This window comes from Mycobacterium sp. M23085 (genome assembly GCF_045343915.1).
Lineage (GTDB): Bacteria > Actinomycetota > Actinomycetes > Mycobacteriales > Mycobacteriaceae > Mycobacterium.
Map to the genome: position 1 here is coordinate 1,689,084 of NZ_CP174280.1, position 25,639 is coordinate 1,714,722.

The 25,639-nt window shown below is 65.8% G+C and carries 22 protein-coding genes and 2 pseudogenes; 14 read left to right on the top strand and 10 right to left on the bottom strand.

The window, feature by feature from the left end; genetic code table 11:
• Nucleotides 1-30: 30 nt before the first annotated feature.
• The gene (pgm, locus tag ACIUM1_RS07510; protein ID WP_406816579.1) at nucleotides 31-1,662 is read right to left on the bottom strand and encodes a phosphoglucomutase (alpha-D-glucose-1,6-bisphosphate-dependent); all 1,632 of its coding nucleotides are present in this window, start codon (nucleotides 1,660-1,662) and stop codon (nucleotides 31-33) included.
• Nucleotides 1,663-1,763: 101 nt separating this feature from the next.
• Here pgm and crcB (ACIUM1_RS07515) point away from each other — a divergent pair, with 101 nt between their 5' ends.
• Both crcB (ACIUM1_RS07515) and crcB (ACIUM1_RS07520) read left to right on the top strand, forming a co-directional pair.
• Nucleotides 1,764-2,162, top strand: a complete 399-nt coding sequence (gene crcB / locus ACIUM1_RS07515) for a fluoride efflux transporter CrcB (protein WP_406816580.1) — start codon at nucleotides 1,764-1,766, stop codon at nucleotides 2,160-2,162.
• Nucleotides 2,159-2,542, top strand: coding sequence for a fluoride efflux transporter CrcB (gene crcB / locus ACIUM1_RS07520; RefSeq protein ID WP_406816581.1), 384 nt, complete (start codon nucleotides 2,159-2,161; stop codon nucleotides 2,540-2,542). Before crcB (ACIUM1_RS07515) ends, crcB (ACIUM1_RS07520) begins: the two co-directional genes overlap by 4 nt.
• A 13-nt stretch (nucleotides 2,543-2,555) precedes the next feature.
• On the opposite strand, the gene ACIUM1_RS07525 is transcribed toward crcB (ACIUM1_RS07520), so the two are convergent.
• Together ACIUM1_RS07525 and ACIUM1_RS07530 are read right to left on the bottom strand one after the other, a co-directional pair.
• The gene (locus tag ACIUM1_RS07525; RefSeq protein WP_406816582.1) at nucleotides 2,556-3,182 is read right to left on the bottom strand and encodes a GNAT family N-acetyltransferase; all 627 of its coding nucleotides are present in this window, start codon (nucleotides 3,180-3,182) and stop codon (nucleotides 2,556-2,558) included.
• A 1-nt stretch (nucleotide 3,183) separates the two neighbouring features.
• A pseudogene (locus ACIUM1_RS07530) lies at nucleotides 3,184-3,396 on the bottom strand (DUF488 domain-containing protein); the annotation flags it as partial.
• A 52-nt stretch (nucleotides 3,397-3,448) separates the two neighbouring features.
• On the opposite strand from ACIUM1_RS07530, the gene ACIUM1_RS07535 reads away from it, so the two are divergent.
• The gene (locus ACIUM1_RS07535; protein WP_406816583.1) at nucleotides 3,449-4,723 is read left to right on the top strand and encodes a DUF222 domain-containing protein; all 1,275 of its coding nucleotides are present in this window, start codon (nucleotides 3,449-3,451) and stop codon (nucleotides 4,721-4,723) included.
• Nucleotides 4,724-4,726: 3 nt separating this feature from the next.
• On the opposite strand, the gene ACIUM1_RS07540 is transcribed toward ACIUM1_RS07535, so the two are convergent.
• Nucleotides 4,727-5,650: an HpcH/HpaI aldolase/citrate lyase family protein gene (locus ACIUM1_RS07540; RefSeq protein ID WP_406816584.1), complete on the bottom strand. Its 924-nt coding sequence runs from the start codon at nucleotides 5,648-5,650 to the stop codon at nucleotides 4,727-4,729.
• Nucleotides 5,651-5,935: 285 nt separating this feature from the next.
• On the opposite strand from ACIUM1_RS07540, the gene ACIUM1_RS07545 reads away from it, so the two are divergent.
• From ACIUM1_RS07545 to ACIUM1_RS07555, 3 genes are all read left to right on the top strand, one after another.
• Nucleotides 5,936-6,208, top strand: a complete 273-nt coding sequence (locus ACIUM1_RS07545) for a WGxxGxxG family protein (protein ID WP_406816585.1) — start codon at nucleotides 5,936-5,938, stop codon at nucleotides 6,206-6,208.
• A 237-nt stretch (nucleotides 6,209-6,445) separates the two neighbouring features.
• A complete protein-coding gene (locus tag ACIUM1_RS07550; RefSeq protein WP_406816586.1) occupies nucleotides 6,446-7,012 on the top strand; it encodes a hemerythrin domain-containing protein in 567 nt (188 codons plus the stop codon).
• Between the two features lie 40 nt (nucleotides 7,013-7,052).
• Nucleotides 7,053-8,528 carry a protein adenylyltransferase SelO gene (locus tag ACIUM1_RS07555; protein ID WP_406816587.1) on the top strand — a complete coding sequence of 492 codons (1,476 nt, stop codon included), beginning with the start codon at nucleotides 7,053-7,055 and terminating at the stop codon, nucleotides 8,526-8,528.
• Nucleotides 8,529-8,530: 2 nt separating this feature from the next.
• On the opposite strand, the gene ACIUM1_RS07560 is transcribed toward ACIUM1_RS07555, so the two are convergent.
• Together ACIUM1_RS07560 and ACIUM1_RS07565 are read right to left on the bottom strand one after the other, a co-directional pair.
• Entirely contained in the window at nucleotides 8,531-9,358 is an 828-nt protein-coding gene (locus tag ACIUM1_RS07560) for an LLM class F420-dependent oxidoreductase (RefSeq protein WP_406816588.1), read from the bottom strand.
• Nucleotides 9,359-9,431: 73 nt separating this feature from the next.
• Complete coding sequence (locus tag ACIUM1_RS07565; RefSeq protein ID WP_406816589.1) at nucleotides 9,432-9,839, bottom strand: DUF4267 domain-containing protein; 408 nt, start codon at nucleotides 9,837-9,839, stop codon at nucleotides 9,432-9,434.
• 106 nt (nucleotides 9,840-9,945) lie between these two features.
• Between ACIUM1_RS07565 and ACIUM1_RS07570 the strand changes: the two are divergent.
• Nucleotides 9,946-10,502 (top strand): annotated as a pseudogene (locus ACIUM1_RS07570) (methylated-DNA--[protein]-cysteine S-methyltransferase).
• Nucleotides 10,503-10,557: 55 nt separating this feature from the next.
• On the opposite strand, the gene ACIUM1_RS07575 reads toward ACIUM1_RS07570, so the two are convergent.
• Nucleotides 10,558-10,956: a DUF732 domain-containing protein gene (locus tag ACIUM1_RS07575; protein ID WP_406816590.1), complete on the bottom strand. Its 399-nt coding sequence runs from the start codon at nucleotides 10,954-10,956 to the stop codon at nucleotides 10,558-10,560.
• Between the two features lie 185 nt (nucleotides 10,957-11,141).
• Here ACIUM1_RS07575 and ACIUM1_RS07580 point away from each other — a divergent pair, with 185 nt between their 5' ends.
• The 3 genes from ACIUM1_RS07580 to ACIUM1_RS07590 all read left to right on the top strand — a co-directional run bounded on the left by ACIUM1_RS07580 (nucleotide 11,142) and on the right by ACIUM1_RS07590 (nucleotide 15,269).
• Entirely contained in the window at nucleotides 11,142-12,626 is a 1,485-nt protein-coding gene (locus tag ACIUM1_RS07580) for a phospholipase D-like domain-containing protein (protein ID WP_406816591.1), read from the top strand.
• Between the two features lie 54 nt (nucleotides 12,627-12,680).
• Nucleotides 12,681-13,544: a phytanoyl-CoA dioxygenase family protein gene (locus ACIUM1_RS07585; protein ID WP_406816592.1), complete on the top strand. Its 864-nt coding sequence runs from the start codon at nucleotides 12,681-12,683 to the stop codon at nucleotides 13,542-13,544.
• A gap of 165 nt (nucleotides 13,545-13,709) precedes the next feature.
• A complete protein-coding gene (locus ACIUM1_RS07590) occupies nucleotides 13,710-15,269 on the top strand; it encodes an LCP family protein (RefSeq protein ID WP_406817583.1) in 1,560 nt (519 codons plus the stop codon).
• Between the two features lie 7 nt (nucleotides 15,270-15,276).
• Here the strand turns inward: ACIUM1_RS07590 and ACIUM1_RS07595 are convergent, their stop codons facing one another.
• A complete protein-coding gene (locus ACIUM1_RS07595) occupies nucleotides 15,277-16,836 on the bottom strand; it encodes a serine hydrolase domain-containing protein (RefSeq protein WP_406816593.1) in 1,560 nt (519 codons plus the stop codon).
• A 148-nt stretch (nucleotides 16,837-16,984) separates the two neighbouring features.
• On the opposite strand from ACIUM1_RS07595, the gene ACIUM1_RS07600 reads away from it, so the two are divergent.
• The 3 genes from ACIUM1_RS07600 (at nucleotide 16,985) to ACIUM1_RS07610 (ending at nucleotide 20,705) form a co-directional block, all read left to right on the top strand.
• A complete protein-coding gene (locus tag ACIUM1_RS07600; RefSeq protein ID WP_406817584.1) occupies nucleotides 16,985-17,719 on the top strand; it encodes a M15 family metallopeptidase in 735 nt (244 codons plus the stop codon).
• 27 nt (nucleotides 17,720-17,746) lie between these two features.
• Nucleotides 17,747-18,253, top strand: coding sequence for a DUF2505 domain-containing protein (locus tag ACIUM1_RS07605; protein ID WP_406816594.1), 507 nt, complete (start codon nucleotides 17,747-17,749; stop codon nucleotides 18,251-18,253).
• 274 nt (nucleotides 18,254-18,527) lie between these two features.
• Complete coding sequence (locus ACIUM1_RS07610; RefSeq protein ID WP_406816595.1) at nucleotides 18,528-20,705, top strand: glutamine synthetase III; 2,178 nt, start codon at nucleotides 18,528-18,530, stop codon at nucleotides 20,703-20,705.
• 82 nt (nucleotides 20,706-20,787) lie between these two features.
• Here the strand turns inward: ACIUM1_RS07610 and ACIUM1_RS07615 are convergent, their stop codons facing one another.
• Complete coding sequence (locus ACIUM1_RS07615; protein WP_406816596.1) at nucleotides 20,788-22,608, bottom strand: NAD-binding protein; 1,821 nt, start codon at nucleotides 22,606-22,608, stop codon at nucleotides 20,788-20,790.
• Between the two features lie 266 nt (nucleotides 22,609-22,874).
• On the opposite strand from ACIUM1_RS07615, the gene glnA reads away from it, so the two are divergent.
• Complete coding sequence (glnA, locus tag ACIUM1_RS07620; protein ID WP_406816597.1) at nucleotides 22,875-24,311, top strand: type I glutamate--ammonia ligase; 1,437 nt, start codon at nucleotides 22,875-22,877, stop codon at nucleotides 24,309-24,311.
• A 171-nt stretch (nucleotides 24,312-24,482) separates the two neighbouring features.
• Here the strand turns inward: glnA and ACIUM1_RS07625 are convergent, their stop codons facing one another.
• Nucleotides 24,483-25,631 carry a sulfotransferase family protein gene (locus tag ACIUM1_RS07625; protein ID WP_406816598.1) on the bottom strand — a complete coding sequence of 383 codons (1,149 nt, stop codon included), beginning with the start codon at nucleotides 25,629-25,631 and terminating at the stop codon, nucleotides 24,483-24,485.
• Nucleotides 25,632-25,639 lie beyond the last annotated feature (8 nt).

Here is a 25,639-nt window from a genome sequence, read left to right on the forward strand (position 1 = left end):
CCCCCGACCGGGCAAGACGGAGGGAAAAGGTCACCCAATGACTTTATTAACTACCTCGCGCGCGGTTTCCTGCACCTCCGCCAAATGCTCAGGCCCGTTGAAGGATTCCGCATAAATCTTGTACACGTCCTCGGTTCCCGAGGGACGTGCGGCAAACCACGCATTGGCCGTCGTCACCTTCAATCCGCCCAATGGGGCGCCATTGCCCGACGCCGCGGTCAGCTTCGCGGTGATCGGCTCCCCCGCCAACTCCGTCGCGGTCACCTGGTCGGCCGAAAGCTTCGACAGCCGGGCCTTTTGGTCCCGGTCGGCGGGCGCGTCGACCCTCGCGTAGCACGGCGTGCCGTACTCGGCGGTGAGCCGTTGATAGCGCTGGGACGGACTCGATCCGGTGACCGCGAGAATCTCCGAGGCCAGCAGCGCCAGGATGATGCCGTCCTTGTCGGTGGTCCACACCGATCCGTCCCGCCGCAGGAACGACGCCCCGGCCGACTCTTCGCCGCCGAAGCCGATGGTTCCGCCGATCAGGCCGTCGACGAACCACTTGAATCCGACCGGCACCTCGATCAGCTTGCGGCCGATGCCCGCGACCACCCGGTCGATCATCGACGAACTGACCGCGGTCTTGCCGACGGCGATGCCGCCCGGCCACGACGGGCGTTGGGTGTAAAGGTATTCGATGGCCACCGCGAGGTAGTGGTTCGGATTGAGCAGTCCCGCATCGGGCGTGACGATGCCGTGGCGGTCGGAGTCGGCGTCGTTGCCGGTCGCGATCTGGTAGCGGTCGCGATTGGCGATCAATGAGGCCATCGCGTCTGGCGAGCTGCAGTCCATCCGGATCTTGCCGTCGTGGTCGAGCGTCATGAACCGCCACGTCGCATCGACCAGCGGGTTGACCACGGTCAGATCCAGGCGATGCCGCTGGGCGATCTCACCCCAGTAATCCACACTGGCCCCGCCGAGCGGGTCGGCGCCGATGCGCACCCCGGCCGCGCGAATGGCATCGATGTCGACCACGCTGGGCAGGTCGTCGACGTAGTTGCCCAAATAATCGTGGCGCTGCACGGTCTGCAGGGCGCGGGCCAGCGGAACGCGCTTGGCCCCCGACCCGTCGCGCAGGATCTCGTTGGCGCGCTTGGCGATTGCGTTGGTGGCGTCGGTGTCCGCCGGGCCGCCGTTGGGAGGGTTGTATTTGAAGCCGCCGTCCGCGGGCGGGTTGTGCGACGGTGTCACGACGATTCCGTCGGCCAGCGCCTCGGTGCGGCCGCGGTTGTAGGTGAGGATGGCGTGGCTGACCGCGGGCGTCGGCGTGTACCGGTCGTGGCTGTCGATCATGGCGACGACGTCGTTGGCGGCCAACACCTCCAGCGCCGACACCCAGGCCGGCTCGGACAGGCCGTGCGTGTCCCGGCCGATGAACAACGGTCCCGTGATGCCGTGCGCGGTGCGGTACTCGACGATGGCCTGGGTGATCGCCAGGATGTGCGCCTCGTTGAACGCCCCGTTGAGCGCCGACCCGCGGTGCCCCGACGTGCCGAAGGCGACCTGCTGGGCGACGTCACCGGGGTCGGGCGCAATCGAGTAATACGCCGTCACCAGGTGGGGCAGATCGACGAGGTCTTCGGGCTGGGCCGGCTGACCGGCGCGGGGGTTGGCCACCATGGTTACCAATTCTGCCCGTGTCCGCGTCCCCCCGGGCTGCGGCGGTCTGGACTTCGGCCATACGCTGCGTAGCGCAGCGGCAAACGAAGGGAATCGACCCAGTGGCTCAGCGGGACTTTCGCGAATTGGCCGCGGTGTTTGCCGGTGGGGCGCTCGGCTCGCTGGCCCGTGCCGCCCTGAGCACCCTGGCGGGCGGCGACCCGGCGAGTTGGCCGTGGCCCACTTTCACGGTCAACATCGTGGGGGCATTCCTGGTGGGTTACTTCACCACCCGACTGCTGGAGCGGTTACCGACCTCGAGCTATCGACGGCCACTGCTCGGCACCGGATTGTGCGGCGGCTTAACCACTTTCTCCACGATGCAGGTCGAGACGCTGAAGATGGTCGAACACGGCCACTGGGTGCTGGCCGTGTCCTACACCGTCACCAGCATCGTGCTGGGCCTGCTGGCCGTCCACCTTGCCACCAAGTTGGTGCGCCGCGTCCGGGTGCGCCGGTGACCGCGACCACGGCGACGACGGCTCTGGTCTGGGTCGGCGTCATGCTCCTCGGCGGCGTCGGATCGGTGCTGCGTTTCGTCGTCGACCGCACCGTGGCGCGCCGGGTATCCCGAGCATTTCCGTTCGGTACGCTCATCGTGAACGTCAGCGGCGCAGCGCTTTTGGGTTTTCTCGGCGGCCTGGTACTGGACAGGGAAATGGCGCTGCTGGCCGGCACCGGTTTCGTCGGCGCCTACACCACGTTCTCGACCTGGATGCTCGAGACGCAGCGGCTCGGCGAGGAACGCCGACTGCGCGCCGCACTGGCCAACATCGTCGTGAGCATCCTGCTCGGCGAAGCGGCGGCATGCATCGGACAGCTGCTCGCACAGCAGCTTTGACGGGCGCGAGGGCTCAGGAGTCGCGCTGACGGGGAACGTCTTCGGGCGTGCGCGGCAGCGCATACAAAGCCATCCGCCGATTCGACATGTCATGCTCGCCGAGGAATGCGCAGCCGCTGCGCTCACAGAACTTGCGCGCCAACGCGTTGCGGTGATCGGGATCGAACATGATGCGGCGGCAAAGCGGATCGAGGGTGAGGATGCTGAGAACCAGATACGGCAGCAGGTGACTGACATGCCCGCGTTCGATGTAGTCCAAATCGGCGACCGCGACGTGCAAACCCAGATCGTGGGGATCATTCTCATACCGTCGAGCAATGGAATCCCTTGCGGCCCTGTACAATTCGATGTATCCACGGTCGACCCCGTCCAGCGTGGCGATGAGCGGGCGAGAAAAGTCGCCTTCCAGTTGCGCCCGCAGGTAGCGATGCCACCGCGCCACCGGCCAGTTGGACTCCCAGGCCTGCACCAGATGCGGCCGGCTCATCCACTCCGAGATCATCTGGGCGTCGGCGTCCGGGTCGGCAACACGCAGGCCGTACGGCGCGGGCAATTCCGGGATAGGCGGCGCCGGGACGCCGAGGACGGCCTCGGGAAGATCGGTCAGTTCCCGCGGCAGGATGGGTTCCGGGTCTGTCATGTCAATGGGACGAGCCTTTGAGTAGTTCGGCCAGGACGGCCGCCTGGCTGATGTCCAGGTCGCGGGTCGCGGTTACCAGCGTGACGGAACCGCTTCTGGCGAGTTTGCGCAGTTCGTCGAGGGCGCTGCCGTCGCGCAGCTCGCGCTTGTAGCGTGCCGCGAATTCGTCGAACCGGTCCGCATCGTGGTGGTACCACTCGCGGAGATCCTTGGCGCTCACAGCACCAGGCTAGCCAGGGGCCCGCGAACAGGGTATAGTCGAACATATGTTCGAATTCTTGGTCGCCATCGACCCAGAAGCCGACGAATCGGCGCTGATAGAGCGCATCGCGGAGCTGGAGACGGTCAAGTCCGCGGCCGCCGCGGGCCAGGCTCGCGCGGCGGCCGCCCTGGACGCGGCGCGCCGAGCCAAAGAAGCGGCCCACGGGGTGCCCGCCGCGCGGCGCGGTCGGGGTGTGGCCGCCGAGGTCGCTCTGGCGCGTCGCGATGCACCGGCGCGGGGCGGCCGGCATCTGGGCTTCGCCAAGGCCTTGGTACACGAGATGCCGCACACGCTGGCGGCGCTGGAATGTGGAGTGTTGTCGGAGTGGCGGGCCACACTGATCGTGCGCGAGAGCGCATGCCTCGACGTCGAGGACCGCCGCACCCTGGACGCGGAAATGTGTGCCGCTCCGACGAGCCTGAACGGCATGGGCGACGCTCAAGTGGCCGCGGCCGCGAGGGCGATAGCCTACCGGCTCGATCCACATGCCGTCGTCGAGCGGGCGGCAAAGGCCGAGAACGACCGCACGGTGACCATTCGGCCGGCGCCCGACACGATGACGTACCTCACCGCGTTATTGCCGGTGGCCCAGGGGGTTTCGGTATATGCGGCGTTGCGTCGCGAGGCAGACACCTGCGGCGACGGGCGGTCGCGCGGCCAGCTCATGGCGGACACTTTGGTGGAAAGAGTCACCGGCCGGTGTGCGACGGTCCCCTCCCCGGTAGCGGTCAATCTGGTGCTGTCCGACGAAACACTGCTCGGCGGCGACGATGTTCCGGCCGACATCTGCGGCTACGGTCCCATCCCCGCGGCGGTCGCCCGCAACATGGTCGCCAATGCCGTGACCGACCCACGTTCACGAGCCACCCTGCGCAGGCTCTACACGCATCCCCGCGCCGGCGCCCTGGTGGCGATGGAGTCACAGGCACGATTGTTCCCGCGGGGTTTGGCAGCGTTCATCGCACTACGTGATCAACGGTGCCGTACCCCCTACTGCGATGCGCCGATCAGGCACCGCGACCACGCGCGGCCGTGGGTCGACGGCGGCTCGACAACCGCGGAGAACGGCCTCGGATTGTGCGAGAGTTGCAACTACGTCAAGGAAAACGCGGGGTGGAGGGTAACCACTAGCGTCGACGAAATGCACACGCATACAGCGCTTTTCACCACGCCAACCGGCAGAACCTACCGATCCATGGCCCCACCGCGCGCGCCGGCGATCACCATGAGCAAGCTCGAAATCCGCGTCGGTGTCGCACTCGCGCGACATGCGGCCTAAGACTCAGTAGTGATAGGTGTCCGACGGCGCGGGCGAATGATCCCGCTCTTCGACGTCGAACTCCGAGGGTTCGATCCCGTATGCGCGGGCGAGCTCGAGAATCTTGGTTGCCCGCGCGATGCGCGGCAGGTCGGAACCGTTGCGGATCTCTCCTCCGTCACGCTCAAACTCTGCGAAAAATTCTTTAGCCCAAGAGATTTCGTCGTGTGAGGGCGACAGTCCCTCGTTCACCACGCCGCATTGGTCCGGTGTCAGGCAGATCTTGCCGGTCATCCCGAATTCCACGGAAACGGCGGTGGCCTCGATCAGCTTCAAGGCGTTGGAGCCGATCGTGGGTCCGTCGATGGCACTGGGCAGGCTGGCCGCCTTGGCGGCGATCGTGAACCGGGACCGGGCGTAGGCCAGGGTGCCCGGGTCTTCCCCGAAACCGGTGTCACGGCGGAAATCGCCGATGCCGAAGGCCAGCCGAAAGGTGCCCTTGGTCGCAGCGATCTCGGTGATGCGCTCCAGGCCACGGGCCGTTTCGACCAGGGCCACAATGGGCACGTCGGGCAGCCGCTTGGCGGTCTCGGTGACGTGATCCACCGATTCGACCATCGCCAGCATCACCCCGCCGACCGGCGTGGCGGCCAACGCGGCGAGGTCGTCCGCCCACCACGGGGTGCCGAAGCCATTGATGCGGACCCAGTCCGTGTTGCCGGCGTTCAACCAACGCACCACGTTATCGCGGGCGGTGTGCTTGTCCTTGGGCGCGACGGCGTCCTCGATGTCGAGGACGACGATGTCAGCGCGCGATTGCGCGGCGGACTGGAACCGGTCGTCGTGTGCACCGTTCACCAGTAGCCAGCTTCGGGCCAGAACGGGGTCGATGCGGAAGCCGACGACGTCGTCGGACTCCGGCGCGCTGCTATTGACCTGCTCGTACATATCGGATGATCTGTCGTCTTCTCGTCGGTGTGTTCCTGGACTTGCGGTCCCTTAACCGTAGCCCGACGGGTGAGAAATCAGTGGCGGATCGGCCCGCCGCGGCGGCCAGCAAACGAAAAAGCCCACGGCATCAGGTTTCGGCGTCGCCGGCCGGGGTAGGTCTCCCACGCTACGTTGCGGCCATCGGTCGTGCGTCGCTTCCCGCGGAGGCTAGAGCACCCTGGTCCCGAAATGCGCGTCGATCAGCCAACCGGGCTCGACCGGGCAAACTCATCAGGAGAAAAAATGCGTAGGACCATTGCAATCGTTTCAACCGCCGGAGCACTGCTGTTCGGCGGGGCAGGTGTCGCCAATGCCGCCGGTCCGGGGGCTCCCGCGCCGTCGCCGACCACAACGACGTTGGCAGACAACAACAATGACCAGCACAACGACAAGACCGGGCTGTGGGGCCTGGTTGGACTCCTGGGCCTGGGCGGACTCGCCGGATTGATGCGCCGCAAGGACGCCGCCGCCGGCACTGGCGTCGGGCACGCGACCACTCGGGACCGCGGCGTCTAACCCGCCCCGCCTCACCACCAGATCCCCGTCGGCGCAGCTGACGGGGATCTGGCTGGGTGGTCGACCCAGAGCTACGAACACGTTGTGCCGCAACGGATCCTGATCCGATGACCGGGCGCCGCGGAGCGTCGCGACCACCGAGGCGCCGTTTGGCCATTTGTGCAGCGGGTATGCCTCGACAAGCCGCACACAGCCCAACGTGCGTTTTCCACTCTCCCATCACAGGAGGTACCGGCGATGGCCGAGATGATTATTCAGTCACCCGACGAAGTCGTCGCGTTCCTGAAAGCACAGCACAACCTCATCGAGGACATGTTCGACCAGGTGCTGCACGCCACCGACCCGAAAGCCCGTGAAGAGCCGTTTGCGGCGCTGCGCCAATTGCTGGCCGTCCACGAGACCGCCGAGGAAATGGTGGTACATCCGCGCGTGCGGCGGGAGGACGACGCCGGTGACGCGATCGTCGACGCCCGCCTGCAAGAAGAACACGAGGCAAAGGAGTTGCTGTCGACGATCGAAAAGCTCGACATCACCTCTCAGCAGTTCATCGACGAACTGACCAAGCTGCGCGAAGCCGTGCTCGAGCACGCTCGGCAGGAGGAGGCCGAAGAATTCCCGGTGCTGGAGCGCGAAGTAGACACCGACGACCTCAAGCGAATGGGGGCGGCGGTGCGCGCGGCTGAGGCCATCGCTCCGACGCGCCCACATCCCGGGGTGGAATCGGCGAAGCTGAACTTCGCGCTCGGGCCGTTCGCGTCCATGCTCGACCGCGCCCGCGACCTCATCGGCAAAGCCCTCGGATAGCACACCCGACGCGACCGCGAGTTTCCGTAGGCTCGATGAGATGAGCGTTGCCCCGCAGATCACCATTGCTCTGCAAGACCGGTTCTTCCGCGAGTTGCCGGAAATGGCGGTGCGCTGGCAGGCCGAGACTTTCCCCGAGTTGCGGCTGTTGGCGCTCAACGAGCCGCTGGCCGAGGAGCTCGGCCTAGACGCCGCATGGCTGCGCGGCCCCGAGGGGCTGCGCTTCCTGGTCGGCAACCTGGTGCCCAGCGGTGCCACTCCGGTGGCCCAGGCCTATGCCGGGCACCAGTTCGGCGGTTTCGTCCCGCGTCTGGGCGATGGGCGCGCGCTGCTGCTCGGCGAACTGGTCGACGCCGACGGGCGGCTGCGCGATGTCCACCTCAAGGGTTCGGGGGCCACGCCGTTCGCCCGAGGCGGTGACGGGCTGGCCGCGGTGGGGCCGATGCTGCGCGAATTCATCATCAGCGAGGCTATGAACGCCCTGGGCGTACCGACGACGCGGTCGCTGGCCGTGGTGGGCACCGGGCGCCCGGTCCATCGCGAGGAAACACTGCCCGGTGCCGTGCTCACCCGGGTGGCAGGCAGCCATCTGCGGGTGGGCAGCTTTCAGTTCGCCGCATCCACCGGCAACGAGGACCTGCTACGGCGCCTCGCCGACCACGCGATCGCCCGCCACCACCCCGCGGCCGCAGAGGCGGAGAACCCATACCTCGCCTTGTTCGAAGCGGTGGTCGCCGTCCAGGCCGCGCTGATCGCGCAATGGATGTTGATCGGATTCGTGCACGGCGTGATGAACACCGACAACACGACGATCTCGGGTGAAACGATCGACTACGGGCCCTGCGCCTTCATGGAGGCCTACGACCCCGACACGGTCTTCAGTTCGATCGACTTCTGGGGACGCTATGCCTACGGAAACCAACCGGTCGTCGCCGGCTGGAACCTTGCGCGCTTCGCCGAGACGCTACTTCCGCTGCTCTCGGAGAACACCGAGGAGGCCATCGCGCTCGCGGAGCAGTCGTTCGGGATATTTCAAACCCGCTACGACGCGGTGTGGTCGTCCGGCATGCGCGCCAAACTCGGCTTACCCGCCGGAATAGACGATGAATTCGCGACGGTGCTGGCCGAGGAACTGCTCTTGCTGCTCAAGCAGAACCACGTCGACTACACCTCGTTCTTCCGCCGGCTCAGCCACGCGGCACGAGGAGATGCCAAGTCCGACGCTGAACCCGTCCGCGAATTGTTCTCAGACCTTGCCGGCTTCGACGCGTGGCTGACGCGTTGGCGGGCCTTGGGTCCCGAGGCCGACACGATGGACCGCACCAATCCGATCTACATTCCGCGGAACCATCTGGTCGAGGAGGCTCTCGCCGCCGCGACGGCCGGCGAACTCGGCCCGCTGGACGAATTGCTCGCCGCGGTGACGGAGCCCTATGCGCAACGGCCGGGCCTCGAGCGGTACGCCGCGCCCGCCCCCGAGGACTTCGGCAAGTATCAAACCTTCTGCGGTACCTGACCTTACGACAGCTTGGCGAGCTCGGCCTGCAACGCATCCAAGCGTTGTAGCGTCTGATCGCGTGGCTCCGTCGGCAGGTCCACCAGCAGGTGTTCCAATCCCAGATCGCGGTAAGCCTCGAGTTCTTTCGCCGTCGGCTCGCCGCCGTGGAAGTGGATCACCGGCACGTCCCGGCCGGCAACGTCCCGCAGCTGCTCGAGCGGAGCCGACAATTCTTGCGCGGACGACGTCATCGACAGCCAGCCGGCCTTCAGCCGGGCGATGCGTTTGAAGCCGGCCGGTCCTCCGCCGAGGTAGAGCGGCGGGTAAGGCTTCTGGACCGGCTTGGGCCAACTGTAGATGGGATCGAGGTTCACGAATTCGCCGTGGTATTCCGCCTTTTCGTGCGTCCAGATCTCGATGATCGCGTCCAGCCGCTCATCGACGACGCGTCCCCGAACCGCGGGATTCACGCCGTGGTTGGCAATCTCCTCGCGCAACCAGCCGACACCCACACCGAAACGAAAACGCCCCTGCGACACCAGATCCAGCGACGCCACCTCTTTGGCCGTGTGGATCGGATCCCGCTGGGAAACCAGCGCGATCCCGGTGCCCACGATGAGCCGTTCCGTGGCGACCGCCGCGGCGGTCAGCGCCACGAACGGATCGAGCGTGCGGTAGTACTTCGGCGGGATGGGGCCACCGCTGGGATACGGGGTCTTCGCGTCGACCGGGATGTGCGAATGCTCGGCGAGAAAGAGCGAGTCAAAACCGCGCTGCTCGAGCGCCTTGCCCAAATCCACCGGGCCAATGCCGTCGTCGGTAACAAATGTCAGCACACCGAATCCCATGATGCACAGTCAACAGCATCACCGCTCGCCTGTCAGGGTGGGCTGGTTCCGGCTGGTTACTCGACCGACTAGCTCAGGGCGCTGGTTCTGCGGTTACCGCCCGGGTTGCGCGACGGGTCGGACGTACCGCACCCCAGAGCCCAGCGGCGACGCCGACCGCCGCACCGCCCAGGCCGATGATCTGCTGCGAGGCCTTCAGTTCGCCGTGCACGCTCATCCCGCCGACCAGGTCGGCCACGTCGGCGCCCGCGGAGGCCAGGAACCAGCCGCGCGTGTTCTTACCGCGCAGCGCCGCCGCCGCCAGCAGGCCACCGATCAGGGCGTCGCGATAACCCATCGACCGCAACAACAGTTGCGCGGTCGGCGTCGGCTCATCCGGGTCACCCCACAGCTTGTTCGCGCGTAGCGGATCGACGAGGAAGGAAACGCCGGAGGCAAGTCGGATGGTGCCCGCAAGAAGGCCGAAACGGTCGATGGACATGCTCTGAGAGCCTAGGAGCAAACCGTCCGATCGCGCAGCATTCCATCCGCAAGTCGGTCACATACCCCGGCGTCGCCGCCGGCACCACCGGGACAGGAGAACACCGATGAGCAACGAACGCGAATTGACCCGCGACCTGGCGCAGCTCACCGCGGAGGGGTTGCTGGACGTCGCCTACCGCGTGGTTGACAGCCCGGTCGGCGCGTTGCTCATCGCCGCCACCGAACTCGGCCTGGTCCGCGTCGCCTACGCCAGCGAGGGACACGACACCGTCCTGCAGAGCCTCGCCGACCGGATCAGCCCACGCATCCTGCTCGCGCCCGGCCGTCTCGACGCGGTCGCAAGGCAACTCGACGAGTACTTCGCCGGCGGCGCCGGGCGTTCAGTGTGCCGCTGGACTGGCGCCTGACGGCCGGATTCCGCGGCACGGTGCTTCGCCACCTGCCCGAGATCGGGTATGGACACACCGCGAGTTATGCGGCGGTCGCCAGACTGGCCGGCAATCCCAACGCGGTTCGCGCGGTCGGCAGTGCCTGTGCCACCAACCCACTACCCGTGGTGGTGCCCTGCCACCGCGTGGTGCGCAGCGACGGCGCGATCGGTGGCTACCTCGGGGGCGTGCAGGCCAAACGCATCCTGCTCACCCTGGAGGCCGCGGCATAATCCGAGACCGGGCGAATCCCGTTGCCTTACAACGTGACTGGGGCCGGGCCGACCGCTAGGCGGCGCCCGGCGTGAGGGGCGGAAGATCGATGACCGGCGATGACTGCGGCGCCGGCGCCGGCGGTGTCGCAGTGACGTGTTGCCCCAGGTGCTGCGGACAGTACGCACTGGCCGCGATCATGGTGAACTGCGCCGCGCCGTCCACCGTGAACCCCGGATTGCTCGAGGACACGCTCTTGATGACCTCGACCTGGGGACTGCCCTCGTCCATCAGTTGGCACGCCCTCTTGCCCACCCCGACGGCGGCAGCCGGATCCCGATAGGTGATGCCCGCCTGGTTGAGCGCGGCGATGAAGCTCGCATCCGGTCCGGACGTGGCGACAGGATCGGCGTACGCGGGCGCGGCCGCACCGATGAGGGCGGCGCCGCCCGCAAGCACTACCAGCATTCGCATCGCTTCATCCTCATATAGATCGGCGGCGCTGTCCCGCCAACCGCCTCCGGCTGTGCATAGCCGCGGCAAACGCCCACGTCGGGGCGGCCGGGTGGCGGTTCCGTACGAATCCTGGGACCCGGCGTTGATGTGGTACACAGTGGCTATGTCCGCGCTGTCCCAGCGACCTCGTTGAGAGCCCCGGCGTGCACGACGATCGACTCCTGATTCCCGGCCAGACCTGCTGGCGCACGGCGCGGGCCGACCGGTTCGCCGCCATCATCGACGCGGCCGACTACTTCAAGCACGTCAAGGCGGCGATGCTGCGCGCCCGCCATCGGATCATGCTGATCGGCTGGGATTTGGATTCCAGGGTGGCGTTCGAACGGGGCGAGAAGACACTTCCCGGGCCGAACCAGCTGGGCGCCTTCCTCTATTGGATGCTGTGGAAGCGGCCGGGTCTGGATATCTACCTATTGAAGTCGAATCTGCGTCTGCTGCCGGCCTTCGACGGCATCTGGTTTGGCCTCACCCCTGTGTCACTGATGAACCAGATCAGCAGCAGGCGAATGCATTTCGCCGTCGACGGCGCCCACCCGCTCGGCTCCGTGCACCATCAGAAGATCGTGGTCGTCGACGACGTGGTGGCGTTCTGCGGCGGCATCGATCTGACGCTGGAACGATGGGACACCCGCGCGCACGCGCATGACGGCCGTCACCGCCGGACGGCGGGGCGCAGCTACGGGCCGCGACACGATGTCGGCCTGGCCGTCGACGGTGCGGCAGCAGCGGCCCTGGGTGAGCAAGCCCTGGCCAGGTGGCAGACCGCGACCAACCAATCGTTGTCGCCGGTGCAGGCCAGGCACAGTGCCTGGCCCAGCAAGCTCAAACCGAGTCTGCGCAACGTCGACGTGGGAATTGCACGCACCGTGCCGCAGCTCGATGATCGCCCCGAGGTCCGGGAGGTGGAGGCGCTCAACCTGGCCGCCATCGCGGCTGCGCGTGACACCGTTTATGTGGAGAACCAATACCTGGCGTCCCGAACCATTGCCGAAGCGCTGGCCGCGCGCCTGCGCGACGACGACGGCCCAGAGATCGTCATCGTGCTGGCCCGCAGGGGCAACAACCCACTCGAGCGCGGAACGATGGACAGTGCACGCCATCTCCTCATCCAACTGCTGTGGGACGCCGACACTCATGGCCGGCTGGGCGTCTATTGGCCGGTGACCGACGGCGGTACGCCGATCTACGTCCACTCGAAGGTGCTGGTGGTCGACGATCGGCTGCTGCGTATCGGCTCCTCGAATTTCAACAACCGCTCGATGGGGTTCGACAGCGAGTGCGATGTGGCCATCGAGGCGCAGCCGGCCAACTCCGAACACGATGACCTGCGCCGCGAAATCACCACGGCGCGAAGCGAATTGGTGGCAGAACACCTCGGTGTCGCGGTGGGCGAGTTCGAAACGGCGATCGGCGAACACCGGTCGGTCTTGAGGGCGATCGAGGCACTTCGCGGTGACGGCAAGACGTTGCGGCCCTTCACCGAGCGCACCGTCGCCAACGAGGCGGGCCCGCTGGCCGAGAACGACCTGATGGATCCCGACCATGTCCCGCGGTCGCTGACCCGCAGCGTGCAGCGGTTCATCACCGGCCTGCGGGGTGGACCGGTCGGCGATTCGGGTGTGGGTTGACGCGAACTCGGCCTAGGGTGGGCAGAAGTGCCAGTGGACTAAGGACGAGCACCGATGAGCATCGACGACGAATCCGTCACCACGCTGGAGGATCTGCGGGGCGACCTGGCGCAGCGGTACAAGCGGACGCCGACCGGTGGGAGTTCGGTGGACAGCGCGATCGTCGAGGCCGACATGGCGGCACTCGATCGCGACGGCTACATCGTCTGGGAAAACCTGCTCACCGCCGAGCAGTGCTCACAGATCCGGGAGGTGGTGCGGCCCCGGCTGGGACACACCGGACGCAACTCTTTCGAGGGACTGCGCACCCAGCGCATTTACAGCGTGTTGAGCAGGACCCGGGTCTGCGATCGGCTTGTCGACCACCCCCGGGTGCTCGCGGTGCTCGATCGGCTGCTGATGCCCAACTATCTGCTTTCGGCGTTGCAGGCCATCAACATTCAGCCCCGCGAGGCCGCGCAGCTGGCGCACCATGATGACGGCTTCTACCCGATTCCGCGGCCGCGAGAACCGTTGGCGGCAGCGACGATCTGGGCGATCGACGACTTCACCGCCGACAACGGCGCCACCGTGGTCTACCCGGGCAGCCACCGCTGGGGCAAGCGCCGGCCGCAGCCCGACGATCACGCCCTGCCCGTCGCGATGCCCGCGGGGTCGTGCGTCTTGTTCGTGGGCACCCTGTGGCACGGCGGGGGCGCCAACAACACCGACCGCGAGCGCCTCGCCGTCACCGCCCAATACTGCCAACCATGGCTGCGGCCGATGGAGGCCTACACCTTGTCGATATCGCGCGACATCGCACGAGGAGTGTCCGATGACATCCGCCGGATGATCGGCTACAGCATCCACCCGCCGTTCGTCGGCAATGTCGACGGCCTGCATCCCCTGCGGCTGTTGGAAATTGAGCCGGAGTCGTAGCGAGCGTCCGCCAGCAAACAGTGCGTTCGGGCGGTCCCCGGTTTGAAGTACCGCTACCCGGCTATTCTCAGTTCTGTCATGACGCGTCGAGCGGACCCGTCCGGCGAGCAGGATGCGGATTCGCCGACACCCGGGCCCCGGAATCGCCTGCACCGCAACCACAGGATGGTGGCCGGTGCCAAGATGCTGGCCGCGTTGATATCGCTCGTGGTGGTCGCCGTCATCGGCATCGCCTGGCACGCCTACCGCAGCGCGTCGGCGGGCATCACCAAGTCCGAGGCGTTGGCCGGTGAACCCGCATCGACCGGAAGCGACCAGAACATCCTGGTCATGGGCCTGGATAGCCGCCGTGACCAGCACGGACAGCCACTGCCGCCCGACATCTATGACGCGCTGCACGCGGGCAACGAGGATTCGGCCGACGGCGACTCCGACGCGCTCATCGTGGTCCACCTGCCCGCCGGCGGCGGTCCGGCCACGGCGATCTCGATCCCCCGCGACGACTATGTCGACCTTGCCGGATGTCCGACCTCGGATTGCCGCGGCAAGATCAAAGAGGCTTACAGCTACGCCTACCAGCGCGTGATGGCCGGCCACGGCTCGGCCGGCTCGCAGCCGAATACGACCGCACTTCAGGGACAAGACGCTACCGCCAAAGAACAGGCGGCGCGGGAGGCGGGCCGCAAAGCCGAAATCAGCACCGTCAAGAGTCTTCTGCAAATCCCGATCGATCACTTCATCGAAGTGACGCTGGCCGGGTTCTTCCAGATCGCGCGCGTGGTCGAGCCAATCACGGTCTGCCTCAGCGCGGACACTTCGGACCGCTACTACTCCGGTGCGGACTTTCACCAAGGCGTGCAACAGATCAACGCAGCTCAGGCGTTGGCCTTCGTTCGGCAACGCCGCGACCCCAACGACGCGGCATTCACCGACCTTGATCGAAGCCGGCGCCAGCAGGCCTTCATCGTCTCGGTGGTGAGTGCGATGCGCCGTGGCGGAACGTTGTCGGACCCAACCAAGCTGCACGCGCTGCTGGACGTCGCCAAACAGAACGTCGCCGTCGACGCCGGTTTCGACTTCGACGATTTCGTTCGTAATGCGTTGGAATTCCCCAATAGAGCAGTGGCGCTGTACACGCTGCCGGTCGCCGGCTTCGGCGAAATCTCGAACGGCGCCTATGTGAACTTCATCGACATACCGACCATCCGTTCCATCGTGCACAACCTGGTGGGTGCCGACTCGTCGACGACACCCACCAGCAGCGCCACCACGGCGGCGCAACCGGACAGCGACGCGCAGGGCAACCCCGGCAGCGTCGCGCTCGACGTCGTCAACGCATCGGGCCGGCAAGGCGAGGCCGCAACCATCCAGATGCTCTTGGCAACTGGGCAATTCAGCGAAGGCAAGGTCAGCACGGCCGACGCCACCACCGAGACGAGCAGCATCGCCTATGGGGCCGGCGCAAAGGTGGCCGCCGCCGAGCTCGCCGACCAGTACGACATAACGGCGACCGCATCAGAGGCCATCGCCAACAACACGGTGCGGCTGACCGTCGGGACCGATTTCTCCCGGTTCGACCGCCACCGCAATGCCACCTCGGAATCGACGGCAACCACGGCCGCGGCGCCGGTCACCACGGTGCCCGCCACCGGCGTCGGTGGCCAGGAACCTGCCGTGACCAATCTCTCGCGCATGACCGCCGACGGCATTCCCTGCGTGAAATGACAGGCGGCTAACGGGTTTTCCGTGGCGCAGGCGCGGGGTTCGGCGGCGCGGCCCCATAGAGGTGCAAGGCCTGTGCGGCCGCGGTGGCCACCTCTCCCCTGAGGTGCGAGATCGGCGGGCTGCCGCGCAGGTGGATCGAATTCGACAGCAGAATCACGTAAGTATCCGAACCCGGGTCCATCCACAGCGTGGTTCCGGTGAAGCCGGTGTTGCCGAAGCTGCCTACCGGAAAGACCGTCCCGCGCGGCCTGGAGAACGCCGTGTCGATGTCCCAGCCGTAACCAAACAGGCTCTGCCCCGCGATCGCCGGATAGGTCGGCGTGCGAGCCTGTCGCGCGGCACGATTCGCCGCTGCCACTTGTTCGGCGGTATGGCCGGGCTGCTGCGGAGTCGTCATCAGCTCGAGGGTCTCTGGCCGCAACGGAAACTCACTCGGGCGACCGGCCAGGCGGTCGAGCAGCGCCTGCGCAAAGACGCCGACATCGTGCCCCGTCGAGAACAATCCGGCGTTGCCGGCCACTCCGCCCATCCGGCGCGCCGTCGGGTCATGCACCGTGCCACGAAGCAGCGCAAAGAAATCCGGATTCTTACCGGGGTCGTCTCTGCTTTCCTCATCACGCGCCGTCGGCGCGATGCGCGGCAGCAGGCTGGTGCTCCATGTCCCCGCGGGGCACGCCGTCGGCTCACCTCCGGTGGGCGCGGGGGCCCAGGCAACCGCAGCCCCTCGCACCAGGTGCGGGCCGCACGCTTTGGCCACCGGAAGATACCGGGTGTCTCCCAGGCCAAGCGGCGCAAACACATTGCGTTGGACGTAGACGTCTTCAGCCTCGCCCGAGATCTTCTCCAGCAGCGCGCCCAGCAGGATGTAGTTGATGTCGGAGTACCGGAAAAGCTCACCCGGGCCCGACTGCAACGGCGTGGTGAGCGCGCGACGAATCCCTTCCGCTTTGTCGGGGGCACCCAGCCCCCACGGGTCTTGAAGGCTGACGTCGATGCCCTCCCCCGAAGTGTTGGTCAGCAACATGCGAACCGTGACCTGTGCCCGCCGCGGATCGTTCGTCGCGTTGAAGTCGGGCAGATACTTCTGCACCGGATCGTCGAAGGCGACCTTGCCCTGCTCGTAAAGCTGCATGATGGCCACCGCCGTTGCGAGGCACTTCGTCAATGACGCCATGTCGAAGATCGTGTCCTCGGTCATCGGCTCCGCGGGTGCGGGTGATCCATCCAGCCCCGGTTCGCCCGCGAGCTTGCGCGACCCATAGGCCTGGTGGAAGACGACCTCGCCGCCGTGCCCGACCACCACCACGCCGCCCGGCAGCCCATCCGCCGCGATCGCATCGTTCATCAGCTTGGAGACGGCCGCGAAGTCGAATGCGGGAGCCGCAGCGGGCGCCTGCGTGTGCTGCGGTGCGGGTCGCTGCGCGGGTTGCTGGCGGTCGGCCACCGGGGTATGGGCGGTAAGGACCCACGGGAAAGCCGCGATGAGGGCGAGCAACACAATTGCGACCACGACCGTCTTGCGTAGCGAGGGTGGCCAGAACTTCCACCTGCTACTGACTACCGGCATATGGAAAGCGTAAGTCGACGGCCTGGCGGCATCCACCATGACTGTGTTTTCGGCGCAAAGCGACTGCTACGCACCAGATTAGGAGTGATTTGCAGTACCGTTGAACCGGACCTGCCTCGCGACATCTGGTCGCGACGGTCCTGTCGTGATGGAGCAAGCGGTGAGGACCCAGCCCCGATTGGCCTCCGTCAGGCGGTCGGTTGCCGTGCTGGCGGGCACGTTGGCTGCCGGGATCACGTTGACGCAATGCAGCGCCACGCCACCTCCCTCTGCGGCGGTGCCGTCGCCCACCTCCGCGCCGGCGGCCGGCCCGCCGACCGCGCCTGCCGGCGGCAACGTTCGACCGGTCACCGCCGCGGAGCTCGGTGCGAGCTGGCGGCCGGGCTGTCCGGTGGACCCCGCGCGGCTACGACGAGTCGAAGTGGACCACATCGGTTTCGACGGCCAGAACCACCGCGGCGAACTGATCGTGCACCAAGACCTGGTCCCGGAGGTCATCGCGATTTTCGCGCAGCTCTACCGGCTGGGCTTCCCCATCGAGAAGATCCGTCCCGCCGACCGCTATCCGGCCGCCGACGATGAGCCCTCGATGCAGGACAACAACACGTCGGCGTTCAACTGCCGAGGCATTCCGGGCAGCGAGCACTGGTCGCAACACGCCTACGGTCGGGCCATCGATCTGAATCCGCGTCTCAACCCGTGCGTCTACGCCGACGGCACCTTCCAACCGCACAACTCGGCGGAGTATCTGGACCGCGGCCGCAGCGACCCTGGGCTCTTACACGACGGGGACCGCGCGGTGCGCGTCTTCACCGACCGGGGGTGGCGGTGGGGCGGCGATTGGACGTCGCCCGTCGACTACCAGCACTTTGAGCGGCCGTGAGCCGGGCCTCTGCAAGAATGGGCGGATATGTCTCGCTCATTCGACGTCTCGACCGAGTCGTCCGCCACCGTTGAGCAAATACATGCCGCGTTCGGTCGCGAGGACTATTGGCTGGCCCGCATCGCGGCCGGCTCCGCCGACGCCACGTTGGATTCGCTGGTGACCGACGCCGACGGCACGGTGACGGTGCGCACCACCCAGCATCTGGGCCGTCAACTCCTGCCCGGGCTGGTGGCCAAATTCGTCACCAGTGACGTGAAGATCGTGCAAACCGAGACATGGCGACCGGACGGCGACCGACAGGTCCGCGGGCACGTCAGTGTCTCGGCGTCCGGCGGGTTGGGGTCGGGCCATGCGGACAGCCGGCTTTCGCCGACGGATGACGGCGGTTCACAACTGCACTCAGCCCTGAGGGTGGAGGTCAAAATCCCGTTGGTGGGCGGCAAGCTGGAGAAAACCATCGGATCCGATTTGTCCAAGGGCATCCCCGAGATGCTGCGCTTCACCACCACGTGGATCATCGAGAACAGTTAAGACGTAATACGTCGACCGCGTATTACGCTCCGCCGTTATGAGCCCGAGGGTGCAGGTGCGCGATGCCAGCGCAGTCGGCGAAGCCGCGCCCACCGCTGTGCAAAACTGCGCCCTCAGTCTCATGAGCGAGTCCGGGAAGCCGTCTCACGTTCGAAACCGTTGAGTCACTACCTTTGACGTGCGCGCAATAAATCCGCCATCGAATCCCCCTATCGTGGGGCCGTCCGTCTTCCGAAAGCGCAAGCCGCGGACCCCTCAGCGATAGGAACCCAAATTGAGCGGAAACGCCGTCCGTCTACAGGCGATCAACAAAGTCGTGGCATACGTTCCCCCGGCCGTCAGCTTCGTGACAGGTGAGACTCCCGGTGAAGTCTTCGGCTCCAACGTCTTCACCAAGGCCGAAATGCAGGCACGGCTGCCCAAGTCGGTGTACAAGTCCGTGGTGGCGACCATCGAGAAGGGCGCCAAACTGGATCCCGCGGTCGCCGATACGGTCGCGGTGGCCATGAAGGACTGGGCGCTGGAGAAGGGCGCCACCCATTACGCCCACGTGTTCTACCCGATGACCGGTTTGACCGCCGAAAAGCACGACAGTTTCTTGGAGCCCGTTTCCGACGGGCAGACGCTAGCCGAGTTCGCCGGCAAGACGCTCATCCAGGGTGAGCCCGACGCCTCCAGCTTCCCGTCGGGCGGATTGCGGAGCACCTTCGAGGCGCGCGGATACACCGGCTGGGACGTGACCAGCCCGGCCTACGTCCTGGAGAACCCGAACGGCAACACGCTCTGCATCCCAACGGTTTTCGTCTCGATGACCGGCGAGGCGCTGGACTACAAGACGCCGTTGCTGCGCAGCCAGCAGGCCATGGGCATCCACGCCGAGCGAATCCTGAAGCTGTTCGGCCACACGGACCTCAACCACGTCGTCTCGTTCTGCGGGCCAGAGCAGGAGTACTTCCTGGTCGACCGTCACTTCTTCCTGGCTCGACCCGACCTGGTCAACGCCGGTCGCACGGTGTTCGGCGCGAAGCCGCCCAAGGGCCAGGAGTTCGACGATCACTACTTCGGTGCGGTGCCCGAACGCGTCCTCGGCTTCATGATGGACACCGAGCGCGAGCTGTTCAAACTCGGAATCCCCGCCAAAACGCGGCACAACGAGGTGGCCCCGGGTCAGTTCGAGATAGCGCCGATGTTCGAACGGGCCAACATCGCGTCGGACCACCAGCAGCTGCTGATGACGATCTTCAGGACGATCGCCAAGAAGCACGGGATGGAATGCCTGTTCCACGAGAAGCCGTTCGCCGGCGTCAACGGATCGGGCAAGCACGTCAACTTCTCGGTGGGAAACTCCGAGCTGGGCTCGTTGCTGGTGCCCGGCGACACTCCGCACGAGAACGCACAGTTCCTGGTGTTCTGCGCCGCGGTGATCCGCGCCGTGCACAAATTCGCCGGACTGCTGCGGGTCTCGGTGGCCTCCGCCACCAACGACCACCGCCTCGGCGCCAACGAGGCGCCGCCGGCGATCATCTCGATCTTCCTCGGCGAGCAGCTCGCCGACGTGTTCGAGCAAATCGCCAAGGGCGCGGCGACGTCGTCAAAGGGCAAGGGCACCATGATCATTGGCGTCGACACGCTGCCCCCGTTGCCGACCGACGCGGGCGACCGCAACCGGACCAGTCCGTTCGCGTTCACCGGTAACCGGTTCGAGTTCCGCGCGCCGGGTTCCGGGCAGACGGTGGCCGTGCCGATAATCGTGCTCAACACGATCATGGCCGACTCGTTCGACTACATGGCGACGACTTTGGAGGAGGCCGTCGCCGACGGCGAGGACTTCGACCAGGCGGTGCAGAAGCTGCTCACCGACGTCATCACCGAGCACGGCGCGGTGGTCTACAACGGCGACGGCTACAGCGAGAAGTGGCAGCTTGAGGCGGCAGAGCGGGGTCTGCCGAACCTCAAGACCACGCTGGACGCGATTCCCGAGCTGATCAAGCCGGAGTCGGTCGAACTCTTCGAGAAATACGGGGTTTTCAACGAACGCGAACTGCAGAGCCGCTACGAGGTCCGCCTGGAACAGTACGCGCTGACCATCGGCGTCGAGGCGAAGCTTGCATTCGAGATCGGCACGACCATCATCCTGCCGGCCGCCATTCGCTACCAGACCGAACTCGCGCAGAACGCCGCGACCTTGAAGAAGGCCGGCGTTGAGGCGAACATGACTGCGCTGGAAGCGGTTTCGGCTCCGCTGGCCGATCTCACCGATGCGCTGGCGACGCTGAAGACGGCGCTGGCCGATCACTCGGCGGAGACGGCACTCGCCGAGGCCGAACACGCACAGCAGTCGCTGTTGCCGGCGATGGCGGCGGTGCGCACCGCTGCGGACACGCTGGAAAGCGTTGTGGCCGACGACTTGTGGCCGCTCCCCACATACCAGGAGATGCTCTACATCCTCTGATCCGCCGTCGGGCGTGGGGTAGCCGCGCAGGCGGTACTTGGTGAGACGAGGTACCCCACGCCCGACGGCTTACCCGCGTTCGTCAGAGGTCGGTATCCTGCGCCCATCGTGGACGGCGCACAGGCTTCCGGTGCGGGGAACGCGCCGCGGCCAGCGCCGCCGCGCGCTCGCCGTTGATCGCTGTCTGCGGCGGGGGCTGGCCCTTGCGCAGCGTGGCGATCAGCTCGCGGTACGGGCCGATGAGATAGGCGGTGTCCCCAGCTCTAAGGCGAGCGTCGCGGCGGGGGCGCAGGCTGACCGGTCCTTCCGGCCGAGTGATCGCGATGACGCGCGTCTGGGTGGACAGGTTGACCATGCGCAGTCCGTCCAGCTCGCTGCCCGCCGCCACCAGCATTGCGCCGACCATGAAGGAGCGCTGCCCCACCCAAAACGTCCCCAGCACCTGCAGGCCCATCGCCGCGCCGATGAACCATGGGGCGGCCAGATCGACGATGGACCGCACGTTCTCGAAGCCGAACCGGCGATGCACCGCGGCGCCCAGGGCGCGGCCCTGAACCCTGAGCACCAGTGGCACTTTCGTCTCGGGCCCCAGGATTTCCAGCAGGACGATCCCGGTCTCGATGTTCTGCATGTCGCTCTGTGTCGCGACCGCTACCCCGCGGGCGCGATCGACTCGCGCCGATTCCAGCGTTTGGCGCATGGTCGGGTCTCCAAAGATCACCGGCACGTCGAGTTCGGCCACGGTCGGCAGGAAACGGTTGTTCTCGTCCTGCTCGATGACCAGAACGTCGCATCCCGCGGTGGTCAGCTCCCGCACGACCCGGATGCCGACCGAACCCAGTCCGACGACGACGACGTGATCGCGCATATGGCGTGCCCGCCGGCGTCCGGCGAGTTGAATGAAGCGGCGCGACAGCAGCAGGTCGGCAAGGAACGCCACCAGGACCGCAGTGACGATGACGCCGCCGAACATCAACCCGACGGCGAAAACTCGCAGCCAAGGGGATTGCTGGGCGAAGCTGAAATCGCCATACCCGACGGTTGTGATGGTTTCCGAGGTGAAGTACAGGGCGTCGATCCACGACATTCGGGGGTTCTGGTAGGTGAAGCGGACCAGGGTTGTCGAGCCCAGCATGAGCAGCAGCGTGAACGCCAACGCGGGGAACACCATCGGGTTGACGTCGTCGCGCATGGCACGTGCGGCGTCGATCGCGCGCCGCACCCGGGATTGGTGTGAGCGCGTCGCGGTCGTGGGAGGAAGGGTGATTCCGCGAGCTTCCAACTCTTCCTTGACGCCGATCATCGAGGTCCAGTCGCCGACGTAGACCGGCAGGTCGCGTCCCGGACACGGCACCACCACGCCAGGCGACGGTGAGTTCTTGCCGTGCACAACGGCTACCGGTGCCAGGTCGGCGTAGATCTCGCGCAGCGTCGCGTTGTACGGTGCCTCGGATCCCCACACAACGAATTCGATCCCGGCCGCGTCGAACTGATGGGTATTGCGCGAGAGCACCGCCTCGACGAGCGACGGCGTCGCGAGGTCGGCGACGTCCAGGATGGCACCCGGGCCGTTGACGGAGGTGACGGCTTCGCGCAGCACATCGTTGGCCAGGCGCGCCACCACTCGTACATTCGGGCTGTATTCCCGTGCCAGCAAGGCGATCTCGAGATTGACGGCGTCATTGGGTCCGGCGCAGACGACGGCGCGAGCGCGATGCACGCCCGCCCCGAGTAGGTCGGCGGCGGTGCTGATCTTGATGATCCGAGCACCGGCGCCGCGTAGTTCCTCACCGATCGTCTTGGACAGCGCGTCGTCGCCGCTGACGATGATTTCCCGATGAAAGGCCTCGTCCTTCGCGTCCGCAGCGGGGACAGGGACTTCTCGTAGGATGGTGGTCAACATAGTCACTCCTGCCCTGCTGACACGCGGGTGCGCTCGATGCCTATGACTATCGGCCACCGCCGGGGAAAGCGCCACCCGAGGAATCCGCACCAACGACGTCAACACCGTTGGTAAGCAACATATTCGACTTGAGATCGTCACGCGGACGAAATCGTGAAGGCGTAGAAAACTCTCGCGCAACTGCCACCGGTGTGAAAAACCTTGACACAGGCGAGTTCTCCCGGGTGTGGTGCCGGCCCCCGGATTACCGAGCAAAGGAGCATCCCGTGCCCGAAAAGACGCCCGACGATATCTTCAAACTCGCCATGGACGAGCACATCGAGTATGTCGATGTCCGCTTCTGCGATCTGCCGGGAACCATGCAGCACTTCACGATTCCGATCTACGCCTTCGACGAGAACGTGTTCGAGGATGGCTTGGCCTTCGACGGCTCCTCGATTCGCGGGTTCCAGTCGATTCACGAGTCGGACATGCTGTTGCTTCCCGATCCGGAGACCGCGACGATCGACCCCTTCCGCACGGCGAAAACGCTGATCGTGAACTTCTTCGTGCATGACCCGTTCACGCTTGAGTTGTACTCGCGCGACCCACGAAATGTCGCCCGCAAGGCCGAGAACTACCTGATCAGCTCCGGTATCGCGGACGCCGCCTACTTCGGGCCGGAAGCCGAGTTCTACATCTTCGACTCGGTGAGCTTCGACTCGCGCACGGACACGTCCTTCTACAAGGTGGACGCGACGTCCGGATGGTGGAAGACCGGTGAGGAGACGGAGTCCGACGGCAGCCCCAATCTCGGCTACAAGGTCCGCCCGAAGGGCGGGTACTTCCCGGTCGCCCCCACCGACCACTATGTCGATCTGCGCGACGAGATGCTCACGCACCTGACCAACGCCGGCTTTTACCTCGAGAAGGGCCACCACGAGGTGGGCAGTGGTGGGCAGGCCGAGATCAACTACAAGTTCAATACCTTGCTGCACGCCGCCGACGACCACCAGATGTACAAGTACATCGTCAAGCAGACAGCGTGGCAGGCCGGCAAGACCGTGACGTTCATGCCCAAGCCGCTGTTCGGCGACAACGGTTCTGGGATGCATTGCCATCAGTCGCTGTGGCGGGACGGCGTTCCGCTGCTGTACGACGAGGATGGCTATGCGGGCCTCTCGGACACCGCCCGGCACTACATCGGTGGTTTGCTGTATCACGCTCCTTCGTTGCTGGCGTTCACCAACCCCACGGTGAACTCCTACAAGCGCCTGGTCCCCGGATTCGAGGCCCCGGTCAACCTCGTCTACAGCCAGCGCAACCGCTCTGCTTGCGTGCGTATCCCGATCACCGGCACCAACCCGAAGGCCAAGCGGCTGGAGTTCCGGTGCCCGGACTCGTCGGGCAACCCCTACCTTTCGTTCGCCGCGATGCTGATGGCGGGGCTGGACGGCATCAAGCACAAGATCGAGCCACCACCCCCGGTGGATAAGGACCTCTACGAGCTTTCTCCCGAAGAGGCAGCGGAGATTCCCCAGGCTCCGACCCAACTGTCCGCGGTCATCGACCGCCTGGAGGAGGACAGCGAGTACCTCACCGAAGGCGGCGTGTTCACCCCCGACCTGATCCAGACCTGGATCAGCTACAAGCGCGAGTACGAGATCGCCCCGATCAACCTGCGACCGACACCATACGAGTACGCGCTGTACTACGACGTTTAGCCAGCGATGGCTTGTCAAACCACCGGTGATGCGTCAACGCCGAGCTGGCCCACCGTGCCGGACGGCGCGGCAGCCTGTCGGCCCTGAGGGTGGAGGTCAAAATCCCGTTGGTGGGCGGCAAGCTCGAGAAAACCAGGGCGTAATCCGTCGACCGCGTACTACGCCCCGCCGTTATGAGCTCGGCTCTGACGCGCAAGCCGAACGGTAACCGTAGCGGTCAATGACTTCGCCCAAGCGCTCGGTGACGACTTTGCGCTGCTCGGGAGTCAGGTGGTAGCTGTTCGTCTTATAGTCCACATGGTCGGCAAGGTACTGGCGCAGGCGCGGCCGGTATTGCTCGAAGCGACCCAACCCCAAATGCTCGTACAGGCGAAGCAACTGCCCTTCGGGATCAGCGACCAGATCCTCATAGCGCAACTCGTAAAAGCGGGCCGGGTCAACAAGTTTTCGCCCTTCGTCCACTTTGCGATAAAGGTCGACGTAGGTCGCGAAAACTCTCTCGTCCAAGCCCTCGAAGGTAGGTCGCTGCAGGCTGTGCACCCGCGACAACGACTTCAGCAGATGAATGCTGGATGGATAGACGACGTATGGGTCCCGGACGATGTGGATGAACTTCGCTTCCGGAAAGATCTCGAGGAGGACCTTGATCCGGAAGCTGTGGTTCGGGTTCTTGAGGACGACGGTCTTGCGGTGACGGAAGAACAACCGCTGAACAAACTGGAACAGGAGCCGTTTCCAGGCCTCGAGTTCTCGCGGCGATAACTGCTCCAAATCAAGGTACCGCTCATGCTCAGGCGGGCGGTTCGGGAACGCCAGCGTCAGATACGGCGACGGCTGCCCCTGCATGATCCATACGAATTCGTCTTCCTGCGGGTGGTACAGACTCGAATCCATGTTGTCCATGGGCCGATGCTTCGACACCATGAATCCCGCCAGCGGCGCCAACCGCTCGGTCAACAGAAAATGCTGCGGCGCAACGCATTCGAAACCCGTCGGACCGATGTAGCGCTCGTCGAGCACCAGCAGTTCGTGCAGCAATGTGGTGCCGGTACGCCAGTGCCCGATGATGAAGATCGGCGGCTCGGCGATCACCGTTTCGGCCACTCGCCTGTCGAACAAGATCTTCTGCAACAACCCCAAACCGGAGTTGACCACGCTGACCAGCGTAAAAAGGGCGGCGTAGTGCCAACGGCTCCAGTGCACGGCGAAACGGTTACGGATCAGCAGGCGCGCCCACGCCGAGAAATTGCAACCAATCCACACCGGCGCGGCCCACTCGTGCCACCAGGAGAATCGAGATGTCATGTGGGGGTTCTTCATCGCTCGTG

Excerpts from the sequence above, each read along its gene's own strand:
- ACIUM1_RS07575 (WP_406816590.1), bottom strand. The coding sequence starts at position 10,956 with ATGCGAATGCTGGTAGTGCTTGCGGGCGGCGCCGCCCTCATCGGTGCG.
- ACIUM1_RS07555 (WP_406816587.1), top strand. The coding sequence starts at position 7,053 with ATGAGCGTTGCCCCGCAGATCACCATTGCTCTGCAAGACCGGTTCTTC.
- ACIUM1_RS07625 (WP_406816598.1), bottom strand. The coding sequence starts at position 25,631 with ATGAAGAACCCCCACATGACATCTCGATTCTCCTGGTGGCACGAGTGG.
- ACIUM1_RS07540 (WP_406816584.1), bottom strand. The coding sequence starts at position 5,650 with ATGTACGAGCAGGTCAATAGCAGCGCGCCGGAGTCCGACGACGTCGTC.
- ACIUM1_RS07550 (WP_406816586.1), top strand. The coding sequence starts at position 6,446 with ATGGCCGAGATGATTATTCAGTCACCCGACGAAGTCGTCGCGTTCCTG.
- ACIUM1_RS07615 (WP_406816596.1), bottom strand. The coding sequence starts at position 22,608 with ATGTTGACCACCATCCTACGAGAAGTCCCTGTCCCCGCTGCGGACGCG.
- ACIUM1_RS07585 (WP_406816592.1), top strand. The coding sequence starts at position 12,681 with ATGAGCATCGACGACGAATCCGTCACCACGCTGGAGGATCTGCGGGGC.
- ACIUM1_RS07545 (WP_406816585.1), top strand. The coding sequence starts at position 5,936 with ATGCGTAGGACCATTGCAATCGTTTCAACCGCCGGAGCACTGCTGTTC.
- ACIUM1_RS07560 (WP_406816588.1), bottom strand. The coding sequence starts at position 9,358 with ATGGGATTCGGTGTGCTGACATTTGTTACCGACGACGGCATTGGCCCG.
- ACIUM1_RS07535 (WP_406816583.1), top strand. The coding sequence starts at position 3,449 with ATGTTCGAATTCTTGGTCGCCATCGACCCAGAAGCCGACGAATCGGCG.
- ACIUM1_RS07590 (WP_406817583.1), top strand. The coding sequence starts at position 13,710 with ATGGTGGCCGGTGCCAAGATGCTGGCCGCGTTGATATCGCTCGTGGTG.
- ACIUM1_RS07605 (WP_406816594.1), top strand. The coding sequence starts at position 17,747 with ATGTCTCGCTCATTCGACGTCTCGACCGAGTCGTCCGCCACCGTTGAG.
- ACIUM1_RS07595 (WP_406816593.1), bottom strand. The coding sequence starts at position 16,836 with ATGCCGGTAGTCAGTAGCAGGTGGAAGTTCTGGCCACCCTCGCTACGC.
- ACIUM1_RS07565 (WP_406816589.1), bottom strand. The coding sequence starts at position 9,839 with ATGTCCATCGACCGTTTCGGCCTTCTTGCGGGCACCATCCGACTTGCC.
- ACIUM1_RS07525 (WP_406816582.1), bottom strand. The coding sequence starts at position 3,182 with ATGACAGACCCGGAACCCATCCTGCCGCGGGAACTGACCGATCTTCCC.
- ACIUM1_RS07600 (WP_406817584.1), top strand. The coding sequence starts at position 16,985 with ATGGAGCAAGCGGTGAGGACCCAGCCCCGATTGGCCTCCGTCAGGCGG.
- pgm (WP_406816579.1), bottom strand. The coding sequence starts at position 1,662 with ATGGTGGCCAACCCCCGCGCCGGTCAGCCGGCCCAGCCCGAAGACCTC.